18 protein-coding genes and 1 pseudogene are annotated in these 19181 nt (G+C 50.8%); 13 read left to right on the top strand and 6 right to left on the bottom strand.

The genetic code is table 11. From position 1 onward, the window contains the following. The first annotated feature begins 37 nt into the window (after positions 1-37). The 6 genes from QCD69_RS17900 (at position 38) to QCD69_RS17875 (ending at position 4678) form a co-directional block, all read left to right on the top strand. Entirely contained in the window at positions 38-418 is a 381-nt protein-coding gene (locus tag QCD69_RS17900) for a hypothetical protein (RefSeq protein WP_253455684.1), read from the top strand. A 19-nt stretch (positions 419-437) separates the two neighbouring features. Further along, positions 438-656 (top strand): hypothetical protein, encoded by a 219-nt coding sequence (locus QCD69_RS17895; protein ID WP_301252963.1) that lies wholly within the window; start codon positions 438-440, stop codon positions 654-656. A 664-nt stretch (positions 657-1320) separates the two neighbouring features. Continuing rightward, on the top strand, positions 1321-2235 hold the full coding sequence (locus QCD69_RS17890; protein WP_301252962.1) for a TauD/TfdA family dioxygenase: 915 nt from the start codon (positions 1321-1323) through the stop codon (positions 2233-2235). Positions 2236-2246: 11 nt separating this feature from the next. Continuing rightward, the gene (locus QCD69_RS17885; RefSeq protein ID WP_253455693.1) at positions 2247-3059 is read left to right on the top strand and encodes a sulfite exporter TauE/SafE family protein; all 813 of its coding nucleotides are present in this window, start codon (positions 2247-2249) and stop codon (positions 3057-3059) included. Beyond that, entirely contained in the window at positions 3059-3637 is a 579-nt protein-coding gene (locus QCD69_RS17880) for a GNAT family N-acetyltransferase (protein WP_253455696.1), read from the top strand. Before QCD69_RS17885 ends, QCD69_RS17880 begins: the two co-directional genes overlap by 1 nt. A 153-nt stretch (positions 3638-3790) precedes the next feature. Then, on the top strand, positions 3791-4678 hold the full coding sequence (locus tag QCD69_RS17875; protein ID WP_253455699.1) for a LysR family transcriptional regulator: 888 nt from the start codon (positions 3791-3793) through the stop codon (positions 4676-4678). Positions 4679-4797: 119 nt separating this feature from the next. Here QCD69_RS17875 and QCD69_RS17870 read toward each other — a convergent pair whose 3' ends face one another. The 5 genes from QCD69_RS17870 to QCD69_RS17850 all read right to left on the bottom strand — a co-directional run bounded on the left by QCD69_RS17870 (position 4798) and on the right by QCD69_RS17850 (position 8780). After that, positions 4798-6012 carry an acyltransferase family protein gene (locus tag QCD69_RS17870; RefSeq protein ID WP_253455702.1) on the bottom strand — a complete coding sequence of 405 codons (1215 nt, stop codon included), beginning with the start codon at positions 6010-6012 and terminating at the stop codon, positions 4798-4800. 156 nt (positions 6013-6168) lie between these two features. Further along, positions 6169-7008 (bottom strand): MBL fold metallo-hydrolase, encoded by an 840-nt coding sequence (locus tag QCD69_RS17865; protein WP_253455704.1) that lies wholly within the window; start codon positions 7006-7008, stop codon positions 6169-6171. Between the two features lie 10 nt (positions 7009-7018). After that, on the bottom strand, positions 7019-7345 hold the full coding sequence (locus QCD69_RS17860; RefSeq protein ID WP_301252961.1) for a hypothetical protein: 327 nt from the start codon (positions 7343-7345) through the stop codon (positions 7019-7021). Between the two features lie 26 nt (positions 7346-7371). Further along, positions 7372-7935 carry a peptidylprolyl isomerase gene (locus tag QCD69_RS17855; protein WP_253455710.1) on the bottom strand — a complete coding sequence of 188 codons (564 nt, stop codon included), beginning with the start codon at positions 7933-7935 and terminating at the stop codon, positions 7372-7374. A 62-nt stretch (positions 7936-7997) separates the two neighbouring features. Beyond that, a complete protein-coding gene (locus QCD69_RS17850; RefSeq protein WP_253455713.1) occupies positions 7998-8780 on the bottom strand; it encodes an alpha/beta fold hydrolase in 783 nt (260 codons plus the stop codon). 545 nt (positions 8781-9325) lie between these two features. Between QCD69_RS17850 and QCD69_RS17845 the strand changes: the two genes are divergently transcribed. From QCD69_RS17845 to QCD69_RS17815, 7 genes and pseudogenes are all read left to right on the top strand, one after another. Further along, the gene (locus QCD69_RS17845; protein ID WP_253455715.1) at positions 9326-10753 is read left to right on the top strand and encodes a bifunctional 2-methylcitrate dehydratase/aconitate hydratase; all 1428 of its coding nucleotides are present in this window, start codon (positions 9326-9328) and stop codon (positions 10751-10753) included. A gap of 44 nt (positions 10754-10797) precedes the next feature. Further along, a complete protein-coding gene (locus QCD69_RS17840) occupies positions 10798-11940 on the top strand; it encodes a hypothetical protein (protein WP_253455718.1) in 1143 nt (380 codons plus the stop codon). Beyond that, positions 11937-12917 (top strand): aminoglycoside phosphotransferase family protein, encoded by a 981-nt coding sequence (locus QCD69_RS17835; protein ID WP_253455721.1) that lies wholly within the window; start codon positions 11937-11939, stop codon positions 12915-12917. The genes QCD69_RS17840 and QCD69_RS17835 overlap by 4 nt, the downstream gene beginning before the upstream one ends. A 27-nt stretch (positions 12918-12944) precedes the next feature. Further along, positions 12945-14327: a DHA2 family efflux MFS transporter permease subunit gene (locus tag QCD69_RS17830; protein ID WP_253455724.1), complete on the top strand. Its 1383-nt coding sequence runs from the start codon at positions 12945-12947 to the stop codon at positions 14325-14327. A 154-nt stretch (positions 14328-14481) separates the two neighbouring features. Further along, positions 14482-14847: a hypothetical protein gene (locus QCD69_RS17825; protein ID WP_253455727.1), complete on the top strand. Its 366-nt coding sequence runs from the start codon at positions 14482-14484 to the stop codon at positions 14845-14847. A 49-nt stretch (positions 14848-14896) separates the two neighbouring features. After that, positions 14897-16108 (top strand): annotated as a pseudogene (locus tag QCD69_RS17820) (FAD-dependent oxidoreductase). Between the two features lie 618 nt (positions 16109-16726). Next, positions 16727-17932, top strand: coding sequence for an FAD-dependent oxidoreductase (locus tag QCD69_RS17815; protein ID WP_301252957.1), 1206 nt, complete (start codon positions 16727-16729; stop codon positions 17930-17932). A 26-nt stretch (positions 17933-17958) separates the two neighbouring features. On the opposite strand, the gene QCD69_RS17810 is transcribed toward QCD69_RS17815, so the two are convergent. Continuing rightward, complete coding sequence (locus QCD69_RS17810; protein ID WP_253455732.1) at positions 17959-19068, bottom strand: AI-2E family transporter; 1110 nt, start codon at positions 19066-19068, stop codon at positions 17959-17961. Positions 19069-19181: the final 113 nt, after the last annotated feature.

Raw genomic sequence — 19181 nt, 5'->3', positions numbered from 1 at the left:
AAGTGAGATATATAGAAGAAACAATATAGCTCTGGATATGGTTGAAATTTACTTCCGCAAAACATTAGCAAGACCTGGAGATGAAAAAAGCTATAAACTTGCATCTCATATCCAAAATTTGTTAGGTAAAGCAGCAGAGCATGCATCAACCAAAGCCAGCAAATTGGTTCTGTCCTTCACAATTGCTAACCTGGTACTTAATAGTGCCGAATTCAAAGAAAATCATATAAGAATTGTTAATTCTTTTTCAACGTGGTTTGTGAATGCCGCGACACTTTATGCAAAAGCGCAAGTAGCTGCATCAGCCGCAAACAGGCTAAAGTTCCAGAACCCTTCATATTATCAAGCGCTATGTAAAGAAAACATTGAAATGCTTTATTTTCTTATTGAATCCCAAACATCTGAAATAATCTATTAGGTAAACTCTGAAGATAACAATGAAGAAAAAATTGCAGATGCGCTGTATGAGATTTTACGCAAATGAAGCGCGCATTATTATGGCTACTTCAGTAATTTTTTATTTGGTACCTGCCGCAATCATTGTGGCAGGCGTGTATGTTTTTATACGTTTCATCCCTGGCTATGCCGCACCTCTTATTTTATTATGGGTAATTATCGTTTCTTTGGTATATGTCAGGTATAATAAATGGTATTAATAATACCCAGCCCCCTAAAAGTTAGCTTGTAAGGGCAGTTATTAAAATTATTATAAGATGCTGTATTATGCGCTCATAGAAAATATCATCATGTTTAATAAGGCGTATAACACCATTCCTGAAAAGTAGATCCTCAGCCTTTTGATGCTGGCAAACATCGTTATATTCATCGGTGAAACAAGATGTGTAATACAGCAGACGGGTAGCTCCTTTTTTCAACTCTCAGCTTGATTAGCAACCGGCTGCCCGACCGCAGAAACAGCCTAGTAAAGCTGAGCACTGCCACCATGAAAACGCCGCCCCGGAAAGATGAATAATTTTGTTGTGGGGAACAGCCCTGTAAAAAACTCACACCCCGAAAGACTCCACTAATCGCTGGCCCTACTCCACCATTACAAGCATCTCAAATACGGGTTTCCCCGCTGCTAAAGCGCCTCAGAAACCTTCTCATAACGTCGGAACAAAAATTTGTTAGCGCACCTTCTGCAAGAACTTTCGACTGTAAAGAAACGTAGTTAAATGTAAATAAACCAATTTTTAGATAAACGTTATTTATGCATTTGCCGCACGTTAATCATATGTTAAATATATATCCACCTTCAAATCAGCATTTTATCTTAGTTGAATCAGAGCTATTTCTATTGAAAGGTTGGCAGTTCAAATAATGAAGAATGGACTAATTTTAACAAAAGCGGGCAGGATACGTGATGCACTGCCGATGAGTACCGTGGAATTTACCACCGGGTTAAAAAGAGAGTGTTTTGTATTATGGTCTTTGCCGCAATTCAGGGCAGACGAGCTTACCAAAACGCCTCTTTTTCCATCAGATGCAGATCTTGTTGAAAGTAAAAATTCAGATTTACACGGGGCTTTATTATCGGCGCATTTCGAGGCTGGCCTGTGGCCCGTAGTCTATCAGGGTGAGAATAACGGCCATTTAATCCGCCACGTCTGTCCGATGATGAAAGCAGAAGATAAAATCAGTTCTCAGGGAGGAAAGTATGATTTTTATCCGCACGTCGATAATCCCGATCTGCCGATTACCGGAGAAACGCCGTTTTCAACCTTAGGTAATTGTCCCGATACGCTGACGCTTCTTTGTTTACGAAAAGAAGATAATGTCAGGACCAGTTTACTGAAGCTGGATTCAGTCATCGCCCTTCTGTCTGAAGAAACAAAATTTATTCTGACGCAGCCGTTTTTTAAAGTCGACAGGCCGGCAAGCTTTGAAGGAAATGCTTCTGTAGAAGGCGTCCCTGTTCTTGTAGCAGAGAGCGGCGTATGGTACTCGCGCTTCGACTGGCACAATACCAGCGGCATGAATCCTGAAGCAGAAAACGCGCTGAAAATTATGCGTGAACTCACTCTGGACCGAAGCCTGTGGTTTGATGCGCCGCTCAATCCCGGCGATGCCATTACTTTTTTAAACCAGAGAACCATGCATACCCGAAATGCATTTCAGCCACGTTTTGACGGCACGGACAGATGGCTGCTGCGGGTCTTTGGTTTACTCAATCGTCCGCTTAACAGTCAGCTGCTTGACGCTGCAAACTGCCTTCATCACTTACGCACTATTTAACGGAAAGAAGTATGCCTGAATTATTTAATTCCTCATTTTTTATTGAGGGAAGCCTCATTGCCCACTATTTTTTTATTGGCTTAATTCTGCTGGTCGCAGCCTCTTTTGTCGCTGGTTATATTGATGCCATTGCCGGTGGAGCGGGTCTGATTCTTATTCCTGCCTTTATTTTAACCGGGCTTCCTCCGCAGCTCGCGCTCGGTCAGGAAAAATTAGTCAGTACCATAGGCACCATTGCAGCAATAAAAAACTTTATTAAAAACAAGTCAGTAATATGGAGTGTCGTACCAGCCGGTCTGATATCTGCGCTCGTTGGCGCCTATGTCGGTGCCCGGGTAATACTTTTATTACCTGCTGAGGCGCTATCTCTGGTTATCGTTGCGTTGCTGCCTGTCGGCTTACTGGCCGCCACCATCAAAGGCAGGGTAAAAACCACGGCGCAATCTGCAGGTAATGCCTCGTTTCTGGCCGTGTTCCTGGTTTGCTTTACCGTGGGTTTTTATGATGGTTTCTTCGGGCCGGGCACGGGGAGCCTGTTTATTATTGCGTTGACGGTAATTAATAAGTTTGGGCTTTTACAGGCCTCTGCTACCAGTAAAATATTCAATTTCTCTTCAAATATCGGCGCGTTTGTGGCTTTCGCCATTGCCGGAAAAATGGCTTATCTTATCGGCATTCCAATGATCGTTGCCAGTCTGCTGGGCAATCATATTGGCAGCCTGCACGCGATACGCACTAACGGTGAAATAATAAGAAAAGTTCTTTTTGTTTCCGTTGGCGTGATGATGATTACTTTACTGGTTAAATATTTTACGGGTTTTTAATGATGAAAAATTGTGCTGAAAATATCACTTACCGTTTGGCAACCCACGATGATATCGCCGGAGTTAAACAGCTGCTGGAGCGGCATCACGTTAAGAATCTGAATAGCGACCAGCGTGAGAACGGCTTTGTTACTACCGATATGACCGAGCAGCAGCTACAGGATTTAAGCGATAGAGAGAACGGCGTGACCATTGCTTACGATGAAAAAGAGAAAAAAGTCGTTGGCCTGTTATTAGGGGCATCATGGTTTTTTTTAAAACCCTGGCCGATGTTCGATTATATGGCGAGCATTCTTAAAGATTATTCGTTCAATGGCGAGGCGCTTTCCGCCGATACTTCCTATCAGTACGGGCCTGTTTGTATTGATGTTGCCTACAGAAGCCAGGGAATTGGCGAGAAATTGCTGGCCCATCAGCGTAAGGTTTTTGCCTCTCGTTATAAGCACACCGTGACTTTTGTTAATGTGCTTAATCCTCGCTCTTACGCTTTCCACCACAGGAATAATTTCGAAGACTTAGGCTTCTTCGAATTCAACAGCAATAAATATTATATGCTGGCCATTAACACCGCAGAGTAAAAAGCTTTTCAACCCGGCCCTGGCGACGTCAGGGCTTTAGTCTGAAAGTGAATTGTCCGTACGGCCACAGAAGCAAAAGAAAGTGACAAATTTATTAATAAACCTTATAAATTGTTTTGTGCCGATGGTTTGGTTTTTAGCATGGGGTATTAAATGAAGTTAAATGAACTTCTTGCGTTCGTAACGGTTGTGGAGACAGGAAATATTACTCAGGCCGCCGAGCGTCTGAATCGCGTGCAGTCGAGCATTTCACACCGAATCAGAAGCCTTGAAGATAATCTGGATGTCACCCTGCTCGACCGGAAAAGCGATGGCTGTTCGCTGACGGCGCAAGGCCAGATACTCTACGACTATGCAGTTAAAATACTGAACCTCGCGGATGACTGTAAAAGCAACATCTTCCACTCCAGAAGCAGCCAGGTGAACATGCGTATTGGCATAATCGAATGCCTGCCCGCGTGGGTGATCAGTTCAATGATCGACTCAGGTTACGATCTGGGCTGGAACATCGATGTGTCGATTGGCAATACTATCAGCCTGCTCAACGCTTTCGATCAGAATGAATATGATGCAGTAATCATTGGTGCCGGTTTCTCTAATGCGCAGCATACGCGGTCGACTTTGCTATCCAGCGAGCTGGTCATCATTACAGAAAAGGATTTTCCGACCATCACGGATATCTCCACGCTGGATGACGAAGTTTTTATGCTTAGCAGCAAAAAGTGTGCAACCTCGACCCGCAACTATACCACTTTGTTCAAAGAAGGCCGTATCACCCCAAGACGAATTGTCGAGTGCGGCTCTTATCCCGTGCTGTTTTCAAGCGTTGCTGCGGGTAAAGGCGTCTCTCTGGTATTGCGCTGTTCAATCAGCAGCGAGGTACAGAACAAAATTAAAATCCATGAGCTCTCCGGCCAGTTTAACGACTTCAGAATCGAGCTCGTTTACCGTGCCGATTGCGCTAACCTGGACAGCACGAAATTCAGAAGCGTGATGACATCCGTTTTTCAGGATCCCCGTCTGCACAATCCCGGTCATTAAGACCTGGCCTTTCCGCCAAAGCGCATACGGACTTCCTGCTGAGCCAGCAGGAAGTCCGTAATCTGCTACATGCTCTCAACCTGAATAACCGAGCTGTTTGTTGATCCCGTTGCCTTAAGTTATGAAGGCTTACGCACAATGACCAGCGCCTTGGTTCGGCACTTTTCCAGAATCAATTTCATCACTGGCACTTCAAAATACTTGTACATAAATGACGCCAGCGAAACGGAGAGCACCAGCGCAACGGCGATCAGCGCGATACCTTCCGGCAGGCTGAATTTTCTTCCCGCCGTAAGGTTTAAAAAATAGAACAGTACTAAAAAGTGAACCATATAGAACGCATAGGATATTTCTCCCAGCCATACCGAGGTCTGATTATTCAGCACGGTCTTTCTGGTTTTCAAATCATCGCCAGCCATAGAGATAATCAACAGGCAAACAGGAATGATGAATACCACGCTCATGCTGAACTGGTAGGGAATATACATTGAGCCGACGTAAGTCGCCGCCAGAATGGCAAGCGAGGCCGTTTTACTCAGCACCAGTGCCCGACCGTTAATCAACAACCTGGCGGCAAACATACCGGCGAGAAACTCAAATATACGCGCCGGGGGAAAAATATATGACACCCAAAAATGCTGCTGCGAAATCGGAAATGCGCCCATCATGTGGTTCGGCTCAACCCAGAGATAAATGCCGGTCTGCACCAGCAGGGAGGCAGCAGTAACGGCGATTAATCCGGGCAGGTCAAATTTTGCCGGTATCGCTTTCATGACCCTGAAGAGGAAAGGAAAGGAGAGGTAAAACATCGCTTCGATGCACAGTGACCAGCTGGGGCGGTTGCCCACAAAGAAATAATGTACATCATCAAACCAGGTATTCAGCAGCAGCAGGTTCACGGACCACAGCTTATATTGATAAAGGCTGGTCGCGCCAATAATAAACGCCATCACCCAGGTGAGGCAGTGGGTAGGATAGATCTTGGCAAAACGACGCAGATAGAAATCGCCAGGCGTATCGTTATTTTTCGCTGACCATACCATGATAAAGCCGCTGAGTATGAAGAAGTAGGAAACGCCGAGCCAGCCCGCTTTCCCTACCATCACCGTAAAGATGTGCTGGATGTTGGCATCAGCAAACGGCGCCAGATCGCTTGGCAACGATGAATGAAATAAAAAAACTAAAAAGGCGGCCCAGAATCTGCTCCCTGTTAATGAGGGAAGTTTAGGCAGCCTGGGAAGTTCTCCTGGGCCCAGCGATTGACCGTCATTAAAATGATTCACCTCGCCGCAAGCGGCATTAACACCTGTTTCTCTATTAAGCGCAGAATTCATTATATTCCCTATAAGGATAGTATTGAGATACCAAAATATATTCTGAAAGATAGCGATATGCAGAAAAAAGCAGCGATGACAAAGCAGCCTGAATAAATACTGCCTTGCCATTCGATAAAACAATTATTTTCAGAGCATGAAGCTCATTACGTTTTTTTATTTTTTAATATTGACGACTCCGTATCCTGAATTGCCCTTTTCAATATGGCCAAAGCCGTATTCTCCGAAATGCATGCCGCCAATAAGAACGCGATCGGAGCTGACCATATCGAGCACGCGAGAACGAGTTTCTGCCGCCATCTGAGCGTCGTAATCAAAGGCGATCGTCACTTCCGGTTTCTGCAATTGAATGTGCGGAAAATGTACAATATCGCCCCAAATCAGCAGGCTCTCCTGACTGCCTTCAATTCTGTAGCCCGTATGGCCCGGCGTGTGGCCTTTCAGCGGCATGGCAAAAATACCGGGCAGTACCTCACCTTTATCGAACGGGCGAAAATTCTGCTGATACTTTTCAAATATGCTGCGCGCCAGCAGGAAATTCCCCTTAACCCGATCGGCGACCGCCGCAAAATTTTTGTCATCCTCCAGATAGCGATATTCCTCATTATTGATCACCAGTTCGGCATTGCTGAAGACCGCTTCACCTTCCGCATTGAGCAGGCCACCGATATGATCGGGATGCGCATGTGTCAGCAGCACCGCGTCGATATTTCCCGGCTCCAGCCCCATTTTTGCCAGGTTAGCCACCAGCCCGCCTCCCCAGCCCTTAATGCCGCCGGCTCCGCTATCGATAAGAATATTTTTGCCCTGGCGGCGCACCAGGAAAGTATTGATATGCACATCGTTAAGCCCGTTTACCCGTGCGCCATTCTGAATGTTTTCGCACTCTGCTGCGTTGACGTTAGCCAGCATGCCAAAGTCAACCTGCAGATAGCCGTCGCTCACCGCAGTAATCGACATATCACCGAGTTCGAGGGTGGGAAATAGTGTACTCATAGCCTGTTCCTTAGTTTTTTACACAGATGTTATTTACGTCATAAGAGAAACAGCGGATCCTCGCAACGACCCCCATTTTCTCCCTAATTAATTCATCAACCTGATGCAAAAATTCTTCCAGTACCGGCGCGGTACGAAATGTTTCCTGCCTTAGCTTTGCTTCAAAGTATACCGGCGTACCAAAACCTATTTCGGCCGTAAGGTAACTAATATGAATATTGTTTTCTTTTGCCTTTAATACCTTCATAGCAATATGAGTTAACGAGGCTGAAAATTCCGCAAAGGCATCGTGGTTAATGCGATGGGCCGCGGATGTATAAAGGGTAATACTGGGCATTTTACCTCGCTCCTGCGAATGGATATTTACGCTGCTTTCAGTGGGATTAATCTCATGCTTTTTATAACGTCAGGATTGACCACCGTACCGAGTTCAGAACATCCACGGCGAAGCCCATCGATCAGTTCCATTCCGCGCGTCACTTTGCCAAAAGCGGTGTAATTTTGATCCATAAAGCGCGAGCGGGCGGATGTGATAAAAAACTGATGGCTGGCACTGTGCGGATGTCTGGATCGGGCCATGCCGAGAGTGCCGCGTTCAAACGGCAGGCTGTTAAATTCTGCCGCCAGTTTCGGTAGCCTTAAATAATCCAGGCCAGTCTCTTTTACCGGATCTCCCGTTTGTGCCATAAAGCCTTCAATAACTCGCGCGAACGGCATGCCGTCATAGAATCTGGCCTGCACCAGAGTTTTAATGCGATCCACGTGATTAGGAGCCAGCTCGGGAAACAGGCTTATGGTTACCGTTCCACTGTGCAGCTTCATTTCAATGAGATCATGACGGTTATTTGCCCGGTTAATCATGCCGGGCAATATCAGCGCCCCGGCACACAGGCCCAGGCTACCGCCAATGAACTTCCGACGATTCATAGTGTTACTCCAGTTGCGCGGCCGGATCTTGCCGGGCATAGTTTGCTCAGCCCGAACCTGCCTCAGGATGGCTTATCGGCACCAATAAACGAGAGAATTTCATTCGTAAGGGCATCAGGCTGCTCAAAATTGGGCAGGTGTGCCGCCCCAGGTATGGTGTGCAGCTCTGCGTGCCATTTTTCAGCCAGGCGTCGCGCATAATCTGGCGGCGTGAGCAGATCGTCCGCACCTCTCACCACTACCGCCCTGACGCGTGGAAAAGTCATATTGGTCAGATCGGTATCGGCGATGGCATAAGAACAGCCGGCGAAGGCTTCAACCGTGGTGCGGCGCAGCATCTGCTTCATGCCGTCTGCGTAGGGCGAGTCGATAAACTTCGGCGTGACCCATTTACCCAAAATACCCGTTTCAAGATGTTCAACACCGTGGTGAAAAACATCTTCCGCTCTGGCTCGCCAAAGTGAAGGCGGAGCGGCATTGACCAGCGAGGTATCGACAATCACCAGTCCCTGTACACGCTCAGGTATCTTGAATCCGATCCACTGCGCGATGGTTCCACCAATTGACACTCCCGCAACCGAAAACTCAGTGATGTGCAGATGGTCCAGCGCGGCGATGACATCGTCGGCCAAATCGGCCATGGAGAATGGCAGCGCGTCGATTGCGCTTAAACCGTGGCCTCGAATATCCAGCCGCACCACGCGATAGCGTTCGGTTAAACGCGGCATTTGCAAATCCCACAGGTGCAAATCCGTGCCCAGCGAATGAAGAAGTACCAACGTTTTCGCATTTTCTGGCCCCTGCACGTCTACATGCTGAGTTATTTTAAGCGGCCGAATAAACATTCAATACTCCCCATTTTTATTTTTTCTTTCTCTTCGGTTCCATCGCTTGCACTATTTGAATTTGCAATATTTACTTATGGAATCCGTGAATTTTTTTGAGCTGCAGGACTATGCTGCCGCTCTTATTAATAGGGTAATCCGGCCGTTTGCCCTAATGGATAATTTCGATACCGCTATCGAAATTATTGAGTCGCCCCGAAAATTCGCACCGACGCTGATGTTAAACAGCACCAAACGGATAGCTTCTCCTGCCAGGATAATATAAGTAATCAAAAAATATTCAGCCCGATCTCCCGATTTTTTTCGTAATGCTGCCCATCTCATTAGCCATCTTCCATTTTCAGAATATCGCCAGAATATTCATATTTTCGATGAAGATCTCGATTTTATTCGCTGGCGTTTACCTGACGTGAAAAATAACATCTGGCGAACAAGACCCGGCGATAACTCACAGGTTAATGCTTTATTTTAATTCTCTGCATATAGCCGTAGCGGATCGCCGTTGCTGATTTCCTTTAAATCTGTTTTAGCGTATGGGATAAATTATGGCGCAGGCCGAATTTGATAAAATAATGGTTGAACTGGTTGATTATGCCTATGAGCAGTCAACCTTTGATGATGAGACTTTGCGCCTGGCGCGTTTCTGTCTGCTGGATTCCGTCGGCTGCGCGATTGCCGCCTCCAGCGATGACGACTGCTTAAAACTGATGCGCAGCGCACAGTTCAGTAAGAGCAGCGAGGGTGTTCCGGTGATGGGGACCGCCCTGAAGCTGGGACCGATTGAGGCTGCCTTTCAAATCGGGTCGATGATCCGCTGGCTTGAGTATAACGATACCTGGCTGGCGCAGGAGTGGGGACATCCCTCCGATAACCTGGGCGCAATCCTGGCCGCCGCAGCATGGCATAGCCTGACAGACGGTAGCCAGCAGGAACCCGATATGGCAGCCGTATTAAATACGCTGATTCGCGCCTACGAGATCCATGGCGTGCTCTGCCTGTCTAACTGCTTTAACGCGCTGGGCATCGATCATGTTGTGCTGGTCAAGCTGGCCTCGGCGATCGCCTCAGCTCAGCTGCTTGGCCTGTCAAAAGCGCAGGCGCTAAGCGCCCTTTCCAACGCCATTATCGATGGCCATTCTCTCAGAACCTACCGGCATGCGCCCAATGCAGGCACGCGTAAATCCTGGGCGGCGGGTGACGCGACAGCACGCGGGCTTCAGCTGGCGCTGTTCGCTCAGACCGGCGAAATGGGCTATCCCTCCGCGCTTACCGCCAGCCGTTGGGGATTTGATGATGCGGTTTTACGCGGAAAGCCCTTTAATTTGTCACGCGGCCTCTCCGACTTTGTTATCAAAAATATCCTGTTCAAGGTTCCCAATCCTGCGGAATACCATGCGCAGACCGCAGTGGAGGCGGCGATTAACCTGCGCGAGCGGATAGTCGCCGCCGGATTCTCGCCCGAAAGCATTGAATATGTCCGCGTGGAAACGACGCGACCGGCCATGCAGATTATTGATAAGTCAGGGCCGCTTAAAAACGCCGCCGATCGCGATCACTGCCTTCAGTACATGATTGCGGTTGGGCTGCAGACCGGAAATCTCACCGTACAGGATTTTCACGAACCGCTCGCCGCCGATCCGCAGCTGGATGCACTACGCATGAAAATTACCTGCACCGAGCGGCCTGCTTTTACCGAGAGCTACTACGACCCGGAAAAACGCGCCATTCCCAATGCGCTTTACCTGAAGTGTCGCGGCATGACGGAAGAGATCGCTGAAACCATCCACTATCCGCGCGGCCATGTACGTCGTCGTGGAGAGTGTTTCGATGCGCTGCTGGCCAAATTCCATCTGAATCTTTCAGACAGCCCGCTGCGCAACCGTGCGTCGGTTCTGGCCGACACCCTGATTTCTGAATCAAAGCTGGATGCGATGCCCGTTACCGACTTCCTGAAGATGTTCTCATGGCTATAGATCCCATAAAAACAACATCCGTTAATTTATTTCGAGGTGATGAAGTGAAAAAAGCAATACTGGTTGGCTGCGGCGCGGAGATCGGCGCAAACCTGCTGATTCAAAACGATCCGGCAAAAGATGGCTTCGCTATTCAAACCGTGGTGACCAATCCGCCGTCTTTAGATAAGCATTATCCGGACCTGCGCCCGATTGACGGCATCATTGCCCGCCTGGCGATGGCGCAACCCGGCATGCAATCGCGTATTGAGATTATTAGCGACAATACGCTCAACATCGAAGGTCGCGAAGTTCACTTCTTCTTTGGCAATTTAGCCGAAGAGCTTCCGCCGCAAAGCGGCCGCTTCGACATCGGTTTTATCGCCACCAGCAAGCTGGATATGGACAGAAACAGCCCGGTTGCCCGTAATATGCTGGAGCTCGCCGACGTGGTGCTGGGCGTTGCAGAGGCAAACGAGCTGCCGAGCATTTATGGCTGCCTGGAGGATCTGACCAGCGATGAGATCGGCACCATTCAGCGCCGGGTGGTTGATTCCGGGATGTACTGCCTCGGCTCCTGCCAGACGAACGGCATGCATGCCTCGCTACGTGTCGTGACCGAGGCGCTGAAAGCCGTTCATTGCAATGCCTCGCATATTATTTCGGTAGAAACCGATATTGTGCATCCCGATACGCCTAACGGCGTGCTCGGCACGCGATCTTTTGAAGGGCGCATGCAGGACGCACGCGACAATCTGCGTCCCAGCTTCTCGCAAATCGCCATGAGTCAGGAGAAAGTTATGCCCTGGGCGCCGCTGGTGAATACCGTTTCACTACGCGCGCCCGTCCACGCGCCTGGCTATCAGATTAACCGTTTTATCGTCCGGGACAGCGGCGCGTTAAGTCTCGATCTTATCAAGACGGCGATCGAGCGCGTGAGTGAAACGCATCCGCACGTCGTCAGAGCATCCCAGACGCCTTTGGGCAGCCGTGCCTATGCCTGGGAGCGCCGCTGCTCCACCATCCTTTCCGACAAGAATCACCTACTTATCCTGCGTCCGGCCTGGCTGGCAGAGCAGAATTTAAGTGAGATTATCGTTCAGTCATTTGTAAACAATACGGTTGGCTATAGCGCAGTCGTTCGCTCCGTCGCGCGCAGCGTCGCGCTTGGCCTGCCCGTCGCCACTTTCCAGGGGATTGAAAAATGACACGCTCCCACACGGTCGATCTGTTGAGTTCAGGCCTTGTCGTTAAGACGGCCAGCTCCGCCACGTTTAACGGCAAACTAAAAGCTGAAGTCGATCAGATACGCGCGCTGCACGATATTTACCCGGATTTGATGGTTCCGGTATTGCACGACGGGCTGGCCGCCGGACGGCAGTTCTATATTCTGGAAAAGATCGACGCCCTTCCGCTGTCGAAAATCGTGTTTGACGACGGGCGCCCGCTGGCTGAACGCAGAACAATTGTTATCAACGCGCTGGAAAACGTTCAGCGAGCCATCGGCATGGAGCTGGATAATCAGCTGGCGACGTTCGACGATATGCCGGCCAGGCTACGGGAAGAGTGGGAAGGCGCGCGTTTCGCCCATGACCTGTTCGATAAGCCGATTCTGCTTAACGGGGCGAGGTGCAACCGAACCGCCCGCGAGATCGTCGAAAAGTCGCTGGAGCTGGCGCGAACGGAAAAATTCAGATCGGTGGAAAAAGCCCACTTCAATTTTCACTTTGGCAACGTGCTTTACAACGAGGAACAGGCGCAGACCCGCTTTATCGATCCCGATTTTTCAGTGCGGGGACTCGATCCGCTTTTCGGTTTCTCCCGATTTGCCTTTTCTTTTTGGCACGAACTTGCCGCCGAAGTGAAGGATGCGGTGAAAGTGGTGCCGATGGCTGACGCGTTGATGTTCGTGCTGGCGAAGCCCGACTACGGCAACATTCTCGGTGCCATCCCGGAGCTGGGAGGCATTGCCGGGCTGCTGCCGCTGATGGGCGAAAGCATGCGGAATCGGTTCTACGTGCTCACCACCTACTGCTTCCTGAGAAGTATCCGCATCAACGGCAGTAAAACGCTCTGGAAAGCCCCACGCTCCCCTATGGTAGCCAGCCCGGAAGAAGTGCTGATGCTGGGCCTGGTGGCTTACCTCGAAGGGGCGAATGTTGAAACTGAAAGTCTCTGTGCATAATTTTCACCCACTACAGGATGTTAAGGCATGTCGTTGGTAAGCAGCAGTACCCTGGAACAGGGATTTGAGGCCCCGAGACGCTATCTGGCGGCAGCGGCTATTTTAATCGGTGTGATCATGGCGGCGCTCGACAGCTCCATCGTTAATATCTCGCTGCCCTCAATCGCCGCAGCCTTACAGGTGGATTCAGCCTCTGTTATCTGGGTTACCAACGGCTATCAGGTTGCCAGCGCGGCGGCGATGTTGATTTGCGCCTCGCTGGGTTCGAGGATTGGGGAGCGGCGCTTCTACACGGCGGGAATGATTCTGTTTACGCTGGCGTCGCTGGGCTGCAGCCTCTCCCCAACCTTTGGCGTTCTGGTGGCGATGCGGGTGCTCCAGGGAATCAGCTACGCCGTTATGATTAGCGTCGGGCTGGGACTTTATCGGGTTATCTTTCCGCCGCACATGCTGGGCACCATACTGGGGCTGAACGCGCTGGCGTTTGCGGTGGGAACGGCGATTGGCCCTGCGCTGGGCGGGCTGATCATCTCTTATCTCTCGTGGCCCTGGCTGTTCTATATCAATCTTCCGCTGGGGGCGCTTGCCATCGTGTTTTCGTTTGTCTCTCTGGGCGTGGATGCGGAGAAGGAAAAAGGCTTCGACTGGGGAGGCGCGATAACGTCGGCCGCTGCATTAGGCCTGATGGTTGTCGCAGTCGATCAGATCGGCCGCTGGGATAGCCGCACGCTCGTGCTGTGCGGCGTCGCATCGGCAGTGCTGATCGCCATTTTTGTTAACGCGCAGAGGCGTTCAAAACATCCGCTGCTGCCTTTTGATATCTTCCATTCCCGGCAATACACCTTTGCGGTGCTCTCTTCCGTCTCCATGTTTGTGGCGCAGGGGATGGCGCTGGTCGGGCTGCCGTTTGTTCTGCAGCACGCCTTCCACTATTCCGTGCTGGAGGCCGCGTTTATCTTTACGCCATGGCCGATTGCCGTAGCCGTCTGCGCCCCGCTTGCAGGCAGACTTTCTAACCGTTTAAATCCGGCGCAAATTTCTACCGTCGGCGTGGTGATTTTCTGCCTGGGCCTGGGGTCGCTGGCGCTGCTGCCGGAAGCCGCCACGGTCAATGATTTCCTGTGGCGGGTGGCGGTTTGCGGGATCGGCTATGGGCTGTTCCTGCCGCCGAATAACAAAGAGATGTTTTCCAATGTCGCCGCGAACCGTACGGTAACCGCCTCTGGCGTTTTATCAACGGCGAGAACCGCCGGCCAGTCGATCGGCGCGGCGCTGGTGGCGATGGTCATTGCCCTGCTTAACGGATTGAGCGACCCGGCCGGAATGCGGTTCGCCGTCTGGGTATTTGGACTGGCCTGCCTGATATCGGCGCTGTCGGCACTTTCCAGCATGCTGCGCCTGCAGCGATAGCGATTGAGCCACTTCGCAGGAGGTGGCTTTTTTATCTCCTTTTCTTGCTTCAGCGGGAGATTAAAATAGCTTATCGATCCTTCACTTAGAGGGCTTCACATCTCGTAAAAATAAGATTAATCTTAACTGTTCGTTTTTTTTAAGGTTTTTCAGCATGAAAAAATTTCTGGGATTCGCGTTATTTTTTGCCGCCTGCGCGGCTAATGCCGCTTTTGTTCATCCAATGGATTTCGACGGTTCAGAAGCGCAAAAAAAAGGAGTGATTGAATATATTCAGGCCAAAGTTAAGAAGGATTACTGCGAAGGCAGCATCGATATGTGCCAGCCGACCACGCTTCGCATGATGGAAAAGCAGAATCTTAACGCCTTCAAACATCTCACCGCGGCGAAAGATCGAACCATTCTTAACAAGGTCATCAGCGATTACTGCAAGGGCTCAATTGATATGTGCAGTTATGTGACGCTGGATATGATGTATAAGCAGAATCTCAAAGCCAGCAAGGAATCGCTTTCCTGGTAAGCGACAAGATAACTATTATCACGTAATACTTATTTTTGGACGCAATGCCATGACCTCTTCCCGCGCCTCACTCCCCTCATCCTGCTGTATCGCAGGCGCGGGCCCTGCCGGGCTGATGCTCGGTTATCTGCTGGCCCGCAACAGCATTCCCGTCACCGTGCTGGAAAAGCATGCCGATTTTCTGCGCGATTTTCGCGGCGATACTATTCATCCCTCTACGCTGGAAATTATCTGGCGGCTGGGCTTTCTGGAGGAATTTCTGGCGCTGCCGCATCAGAAAGCGGAAAGGCTCTCCGGCGAGATCGACGGTCAGGAAGCCACCATGGCGGATTTCACCCGTCTTCCTACCCAATGCAAATACATCGCCTTTATGCCGCAATGGGATTTCCTGAACTTTATCAACGCGAAGGCCGCAGAACTGCCGGGCTTTACGCTTATTCATAATGCGCAGGTTGATGGGCTGATCGAAGCACAGGGTAAAGTGTGCGGTGTTAAAGCCACCATTGACGGTGAGCAGCAGGAAATTCGTAGCGAGCTGGTGATTGGCTGCGACGGCCGTAACTCGGCAGTGCGTAAACATGCTGACCTGGCCGTACAAAATTTTGGGGCGCCGTGCGATGTGCTGTGGTTGAAAATTGCCAAACTGCCCGACGATCCTGAATAGTCCGTGGGACATCGCGGGCCGAAGAAGCATTTTATTATGATCGATCGCGGCGATTACTGGCAGTGCGGCTACTCCATTCCCAAAGCGAGCCTGGAGGCGCTGCAGCAGGCCGGTTTGCCTTCATTTCTGGAAACGCTGGCGGAGGCATCGCCTTTTACCCTCGCGCGGCTGCGACAGGAAGTAACGGACTGGAATCGGGTAAAGCTGCTGGAGATCCGTATCGATCGCCTGCAGCAGTGAGCAAAGCCGGGACTGCTCTGCATTGGCGATGCGGCCCATGCGATGTCGCCGATTGGCGGCGTTGGCGTCAACCTGGCGATTCAGGATGCCGTTGCCGCTGCCAATCTGCTCTCTGCACCATTAAAGGCCGGTTCGCTTACGCTCAAAGATCTGCAAAAGGTGCAGCGTCGCCGGATTTTCGCCACATGGGCAACGCAGTCGCTGCAAATCATGATAAGCAAGGCAGGGCAGAAACCGCGCCGCAAACCGCCCGGTAACATGGAGAAGTGGCTGCGCAAGCGGAAGTTTTTGCCTTTCCTGTTTGGCCGCCTGATTGGCATCGGCTTTTATCGCGAGCTGCCGAAAGAGCCGCAATAAAAAACGAGATTGTTGACAAAGTCTGGTCAGGTCAGCGGCAAGATCGAGTCTGTGCAGGGAACACGGTCAGATCGGAAAGACGCAAAAAACGTCGTCCCTGACAGCTCGACCCACGCCGTCCATGGCGCGGGACGCTTTCCTCCTCTGCTTGTGTTCCCTGCACCTTGAGTCTATGGGGTGCTGCCAGATTCACCCTGTTCCAGGTTTGTCAGTACGCTAAACGGCCCTTTCGGGCCGTTTAGCGTACTGAGCAAAAAGCGGGCTCAGGCGCCGGAAGGTCGCTGCTGCCGCTATTACGCTACGGCCCTCTTTGCAGCCTTAGAAAGCAGAACAATTAATTGCCATGCTGATCATCCGCTGATGAAACGCTACAAAACTGCTCTTATTTCTAATTAAGTGAAGTAAGGGTTAGCCTGTTAATAATAAAAACACACGCCTTTTCTCATAGCGCTAAAACCTGCCGGACTATGCTAAACCGGTTGCCTGTATCGGCTTGCCGCAGCGCAGCTTTGCCAGCACCAATATGAAACATTAGTGCTGTCCGGCCCGATGTAGTTTGATCTTCTTCCTGACCAATGATAACAATTATCATTTATTGAGTTAGCCGGACGGTCCTGAATGAACACCTCTACCCCTTCTTCCTGCTGCATCGTCGGCGCAGGCCCGGCCGGGCTGATGCTGGGTTATCTGCTGGCGCGCAACGGCATTCCTGTGACGATACTGGAAAAACACGGGGATTTTTTACGGGATTTTCGTGGCGACACTATCCATCCCTCTACGCTGGAAATTATCTGGCGATTGGGTTTTCTGGATGAATTTCTGGCGCTGCCACACCAAAAAGCAGAGAGGCTTTACGGCGAAATCGATGGTCAGCCCGCGACGATGGCGGATTTCACTCGTCTGCCTACCCGCTGTAAATATATCGCTTTTATGCCGCAGTGGGATTTTCTGAACTTCCTGCACGCTAAAGCCTTACAGCTGCCCGGTTTTCAGCTAATCCAGAACGCAAAGGTTGACGCATTAATTGAAGAGCAGGGCCAGATCAAAGGCGTTAAGGCGACAGTGGAAGGCGAAGCGCGCGAATTCCGCAGCAATCTTGTTATTGGCTGCGATGGCCGCCGCTCCGTCATTCGAGAGCTCGCCGGTCTGGAAGTACAGCGTTTCGGCTCGCCACGCGATGTTCTGTGGATGAAAGTCGCTAAACAGGCCGACGATCCTGAATGGTCGCCAGGCCATCGTGGGCCTAAGAACCATTTTATAATGATCGATCGCGGCGACTACTGGCAGTGCGGCTATTCGATTACGCAGGGCAGCTTTACTGCTTTGCAGGAAACCGGACTTTCCGCTTTTCTGCAGCAGGTTGCCAGCGCTTCGCCTTTTTCCCTTGAGCGACTCCAGCTGGAAATTGCCGACTGGGATCGGGTTAAGCTGCTGGAGATCCGCATCGACCGTTTGCAGCAGTGGGCCAAACCTGGCCTGCTGTGTATTGGGGATGCCGCGCACGCCATGTCACCCATCGGCGGCGTGGGGGTCAACCTGGCGATCCAGGATGCCGTAGCGACCGCTAATCTTCTGTCAGGGCCTTTGAGAAAGGGTTCGCTGACGTTGAAAGATCTGGAGAAAGTCCAGCGGCGGCGCGCTTTCGCTACCTGGGCTACGCAGTCGCTGCAAATTATGATTAGCAAAGCGGGGAAAAAGCCTCGACGCAAGCCGCCCGGTCGTATGGAGCTTTGGCTGCGTCGTCGCCCTTTCCTGCCATTTTTATTCGGCAGGCTGATAGGGATGGGATTTTATCGTGAGCTGCCTGAAGAAGCGCAGAAATGAAAGCGGCCCCGCAGGGCCGCATTTAATCAGCTGGCCGGCGGTGTTTTGCCTTCCTCAATAAACTCTGGGTCCAGCTCTTCGCTGTTGCCTTCGTGATCGCGTCCGGAAAGCAGGTTCCAGCAGGCAATAAACATTGCGGCAATCAGCGGGCCAATGACAAAACCGTTGATGCCGTAGATTTCCATTCCGCCTAACGTAGAAATGAGGATCAGATAATCCGGCATCTTAGTGTCTTTGCCTACCAGCAACGGCCGCAGGAAGTTATCCACCAGGCCTACAATCACCACAAAGAAAGCGACCAGGAAAATGCCTTTCCAAATTAATCCGGTAGAGAAAAAGAAGATGGCGGCGGGCACCCAGACAATAGCCGAACCTACGGCCGGCACCAGCGACAGGAAAGCAATCAGCGCGCCCCACAGCAGGCTGGCATCAATGCCGGTCACGTAGAAGGCAAAGCCGCCAAGCGCGCCCTGCACCACCGCTACCACGACCGTGCCTTTTACCGTAGCGCGGGCCACCGCAGCGAACTTCGCCAGCAGATGGTGTTTTGCATAGCGTGAAAGCGGCAGCGATTTCAGAATAATGTTGACCAGCCAGGAGCCGTCTTTCAGCAGGAAGAACAGCAGGTAAAGCATGATACCGAAGCCTAACGCAAAGCTCAGGCTGCTTTTCCCGATCAGGAACACGCTGCCGGCCAGATACTGGCTGCCCCGCAACGCAACCTGAGAAAGCTTCTGCTGAATGCCGCCCACGGTATTCAGCTGATGATCGGCCAGGTAATTTTGCGCCCATTGCGGAAGATGGTGCACCGTATTCGTCATCATTGTCGGTAGCGGCGTGCTGTTAGCCTGAATTTTGCTGTAAACGATGTTGAACTCAACCGCCAGCGACGAGAGGATCAGCGCCAGCGGCGTAATAACGATCAGACAGATAATCGCCACGGTCACCAGGGAGGCGGCGCCGTTTCTTTCTCCCATCCACTGGCGGATTTTGTTTTTCATCGGATGGAAAATGACCGCCAGGATCGCTGCCCACAACACAGCGGAATAATAAGGTTGCAGCACCTCGAAAAAAGCGACGGTCACGATAAGCAGGATTAAGAGAAAAAATCCTTTGGTCAGGCCGGGAAATCTCATTTTATGCTCTCTGAAGCAAGAATTTGCTAACGCAGCATAGAGGGCTGTGCTGGTTTTGCAATACCAGTACAAAGGTGAGGCCGTACGTCCGGCCCTTTTATCCACGCTTTTTT

Source organism: Erwinia sp. PsM31 (genome assembly GCF_030433775.1).
Classification (GTDB): domain Bacteria; phylum Pseudomonadota; class Gammaproteobacteria; order Enterobacterales; family Enterobacteriaceae; genus Erwinia; species Erwinia aeris.
This window is presented reverse-complemented; position numbering and strand designations above follow the sequence as displayed.

What these genes read in the sequence shown, in the direction of transcription:
- QCD69_RS17900 (WP_253455684.1), top strand. Translation starts at nt 38, where the DNA reads ATGGTTGAAATTTACTTCCGCAAAACATTAGCAAGACCTGGAGATGAA.
- QCD69_RS17895 (WP_301252963.1), top strand. Translation starts at nt 438, where the DNA reads ATGAAGAAAAAATTGCAGATGCGCTGTATGAGATTTTACGCAAATGAA.
- QCD69_RS17890 (WP_301252962.1), top strand. Translation starts at nt 1,321, where the DNA reads ATGAAGAATGGACTAATTTTAACAAAAGCGGGCAGGATACGTGATGCA.
- QCD69_RS17885 (WP_253455693.1), top strand. Translation starts at nt 2,247, where the DNA reads ATGCCTGAATTATTTAATTCCTCATTTTTTATTGAGGGAAGCCTCATT.
- QCD69_RS17880 (WP_253455696.1), top strand. Translation starts at nt 3,059, where the DNA reads ATGATGAAAAATTGTGCTGAAAATATCACTTACCGTTTGGCAACCCAC.
- QCD69_RS17875 (WP_253455699.1), top strand. Translation starts at nt 3,791, where the DNA reads ATGAAGTTAAATGAACTTCTTGCGTTCGTAACGGTTGTGGAGACAGGA.
- QCD69_RS17870 (WP_253455702.1), bottom strand. Translation starts at nt 6,012, where the DNA reads ATGAATTCTGCGCTTAATAGAGAAACAGGTGTTAATGCCGCTTGCGGC.
- QCD69_RS17865 (WP_253455704.1), bottom strand. Translation starts at nt 7,008, where the DNA reads ATGAGTACACTATTTCCCACCCTCGAACTCGGTGATATGTCGATTACT.
- QCD69_RS17860 (WP_301252961.1), bottom strand. Translation starts at nt 7,345, where the DNA reads ATGCCCAGTATTACCCTTTATACATCCGCGGCCCATCGCATTAACCAC.
- QCD69_RS17855 (WP_253455710.1), bottom strand. Translation starts at nt 7,935, where the DNA reads ATGAATCGTCGGAAGTTCATTGGCGGTAGCCTGGGCCTGTGTGCCGGG.
- QCD69_RS17850 (WP_253455713.1), bottom strand. Translation starts at nt 8,780, where the DNA reads ATGTTTATTCGGCCGCTTAAAATAACTCAGCATGTAGACGTGCAGGGG.
- QCD69_RS17845 (WP_253455715.1), top strand. Translation starts at nt 9,326, where the DNA reads ATGGCGCAGGCCGAATTTGATAAAATAATGGTTGAACTGGTTGATTAT.
- QCD69_RS17835 (WP_253455721.1), top strand. Translation starts at nt 11,937, where the DNA reads ATGACACGCTCCCACACGGTCGATCTGTTGAGTTCAGGCCTTGTCGTT.
- QCD69_RS17830 (WP_253455724.1), top strand. Translation starts at nt 12,945, where the DNA reads ATGTCGTTGGTAAGCAGCAGTACCCTGGAACAGGGATTTGAGGCCCCG.
- QCD69_RS17825 (WP_253455727.1), top strand. Translation starts at nt 14,482, where the DNA reads ATGAAAAAATTTCTGGGATTCGCGTTATTTTTTGCCGCCTGCGCGGCT.
- QCD69_RS17815 (WP_301252957.1), top strand. Translation starts at nt 16,727, where the DNA reads ATGAACACCTCTACCCCTTCTTCCTGCTGCATCGTCGGCGCAGGCCCG.
- QCD69_RS17810 (WP_253455732.1), bottom strand. Translation starts at nt 19,068, where the DNA reads ATGAGATTTCCCGGCCTGACCAAAGGATTTTTTCTCTTAATCCTGCTT.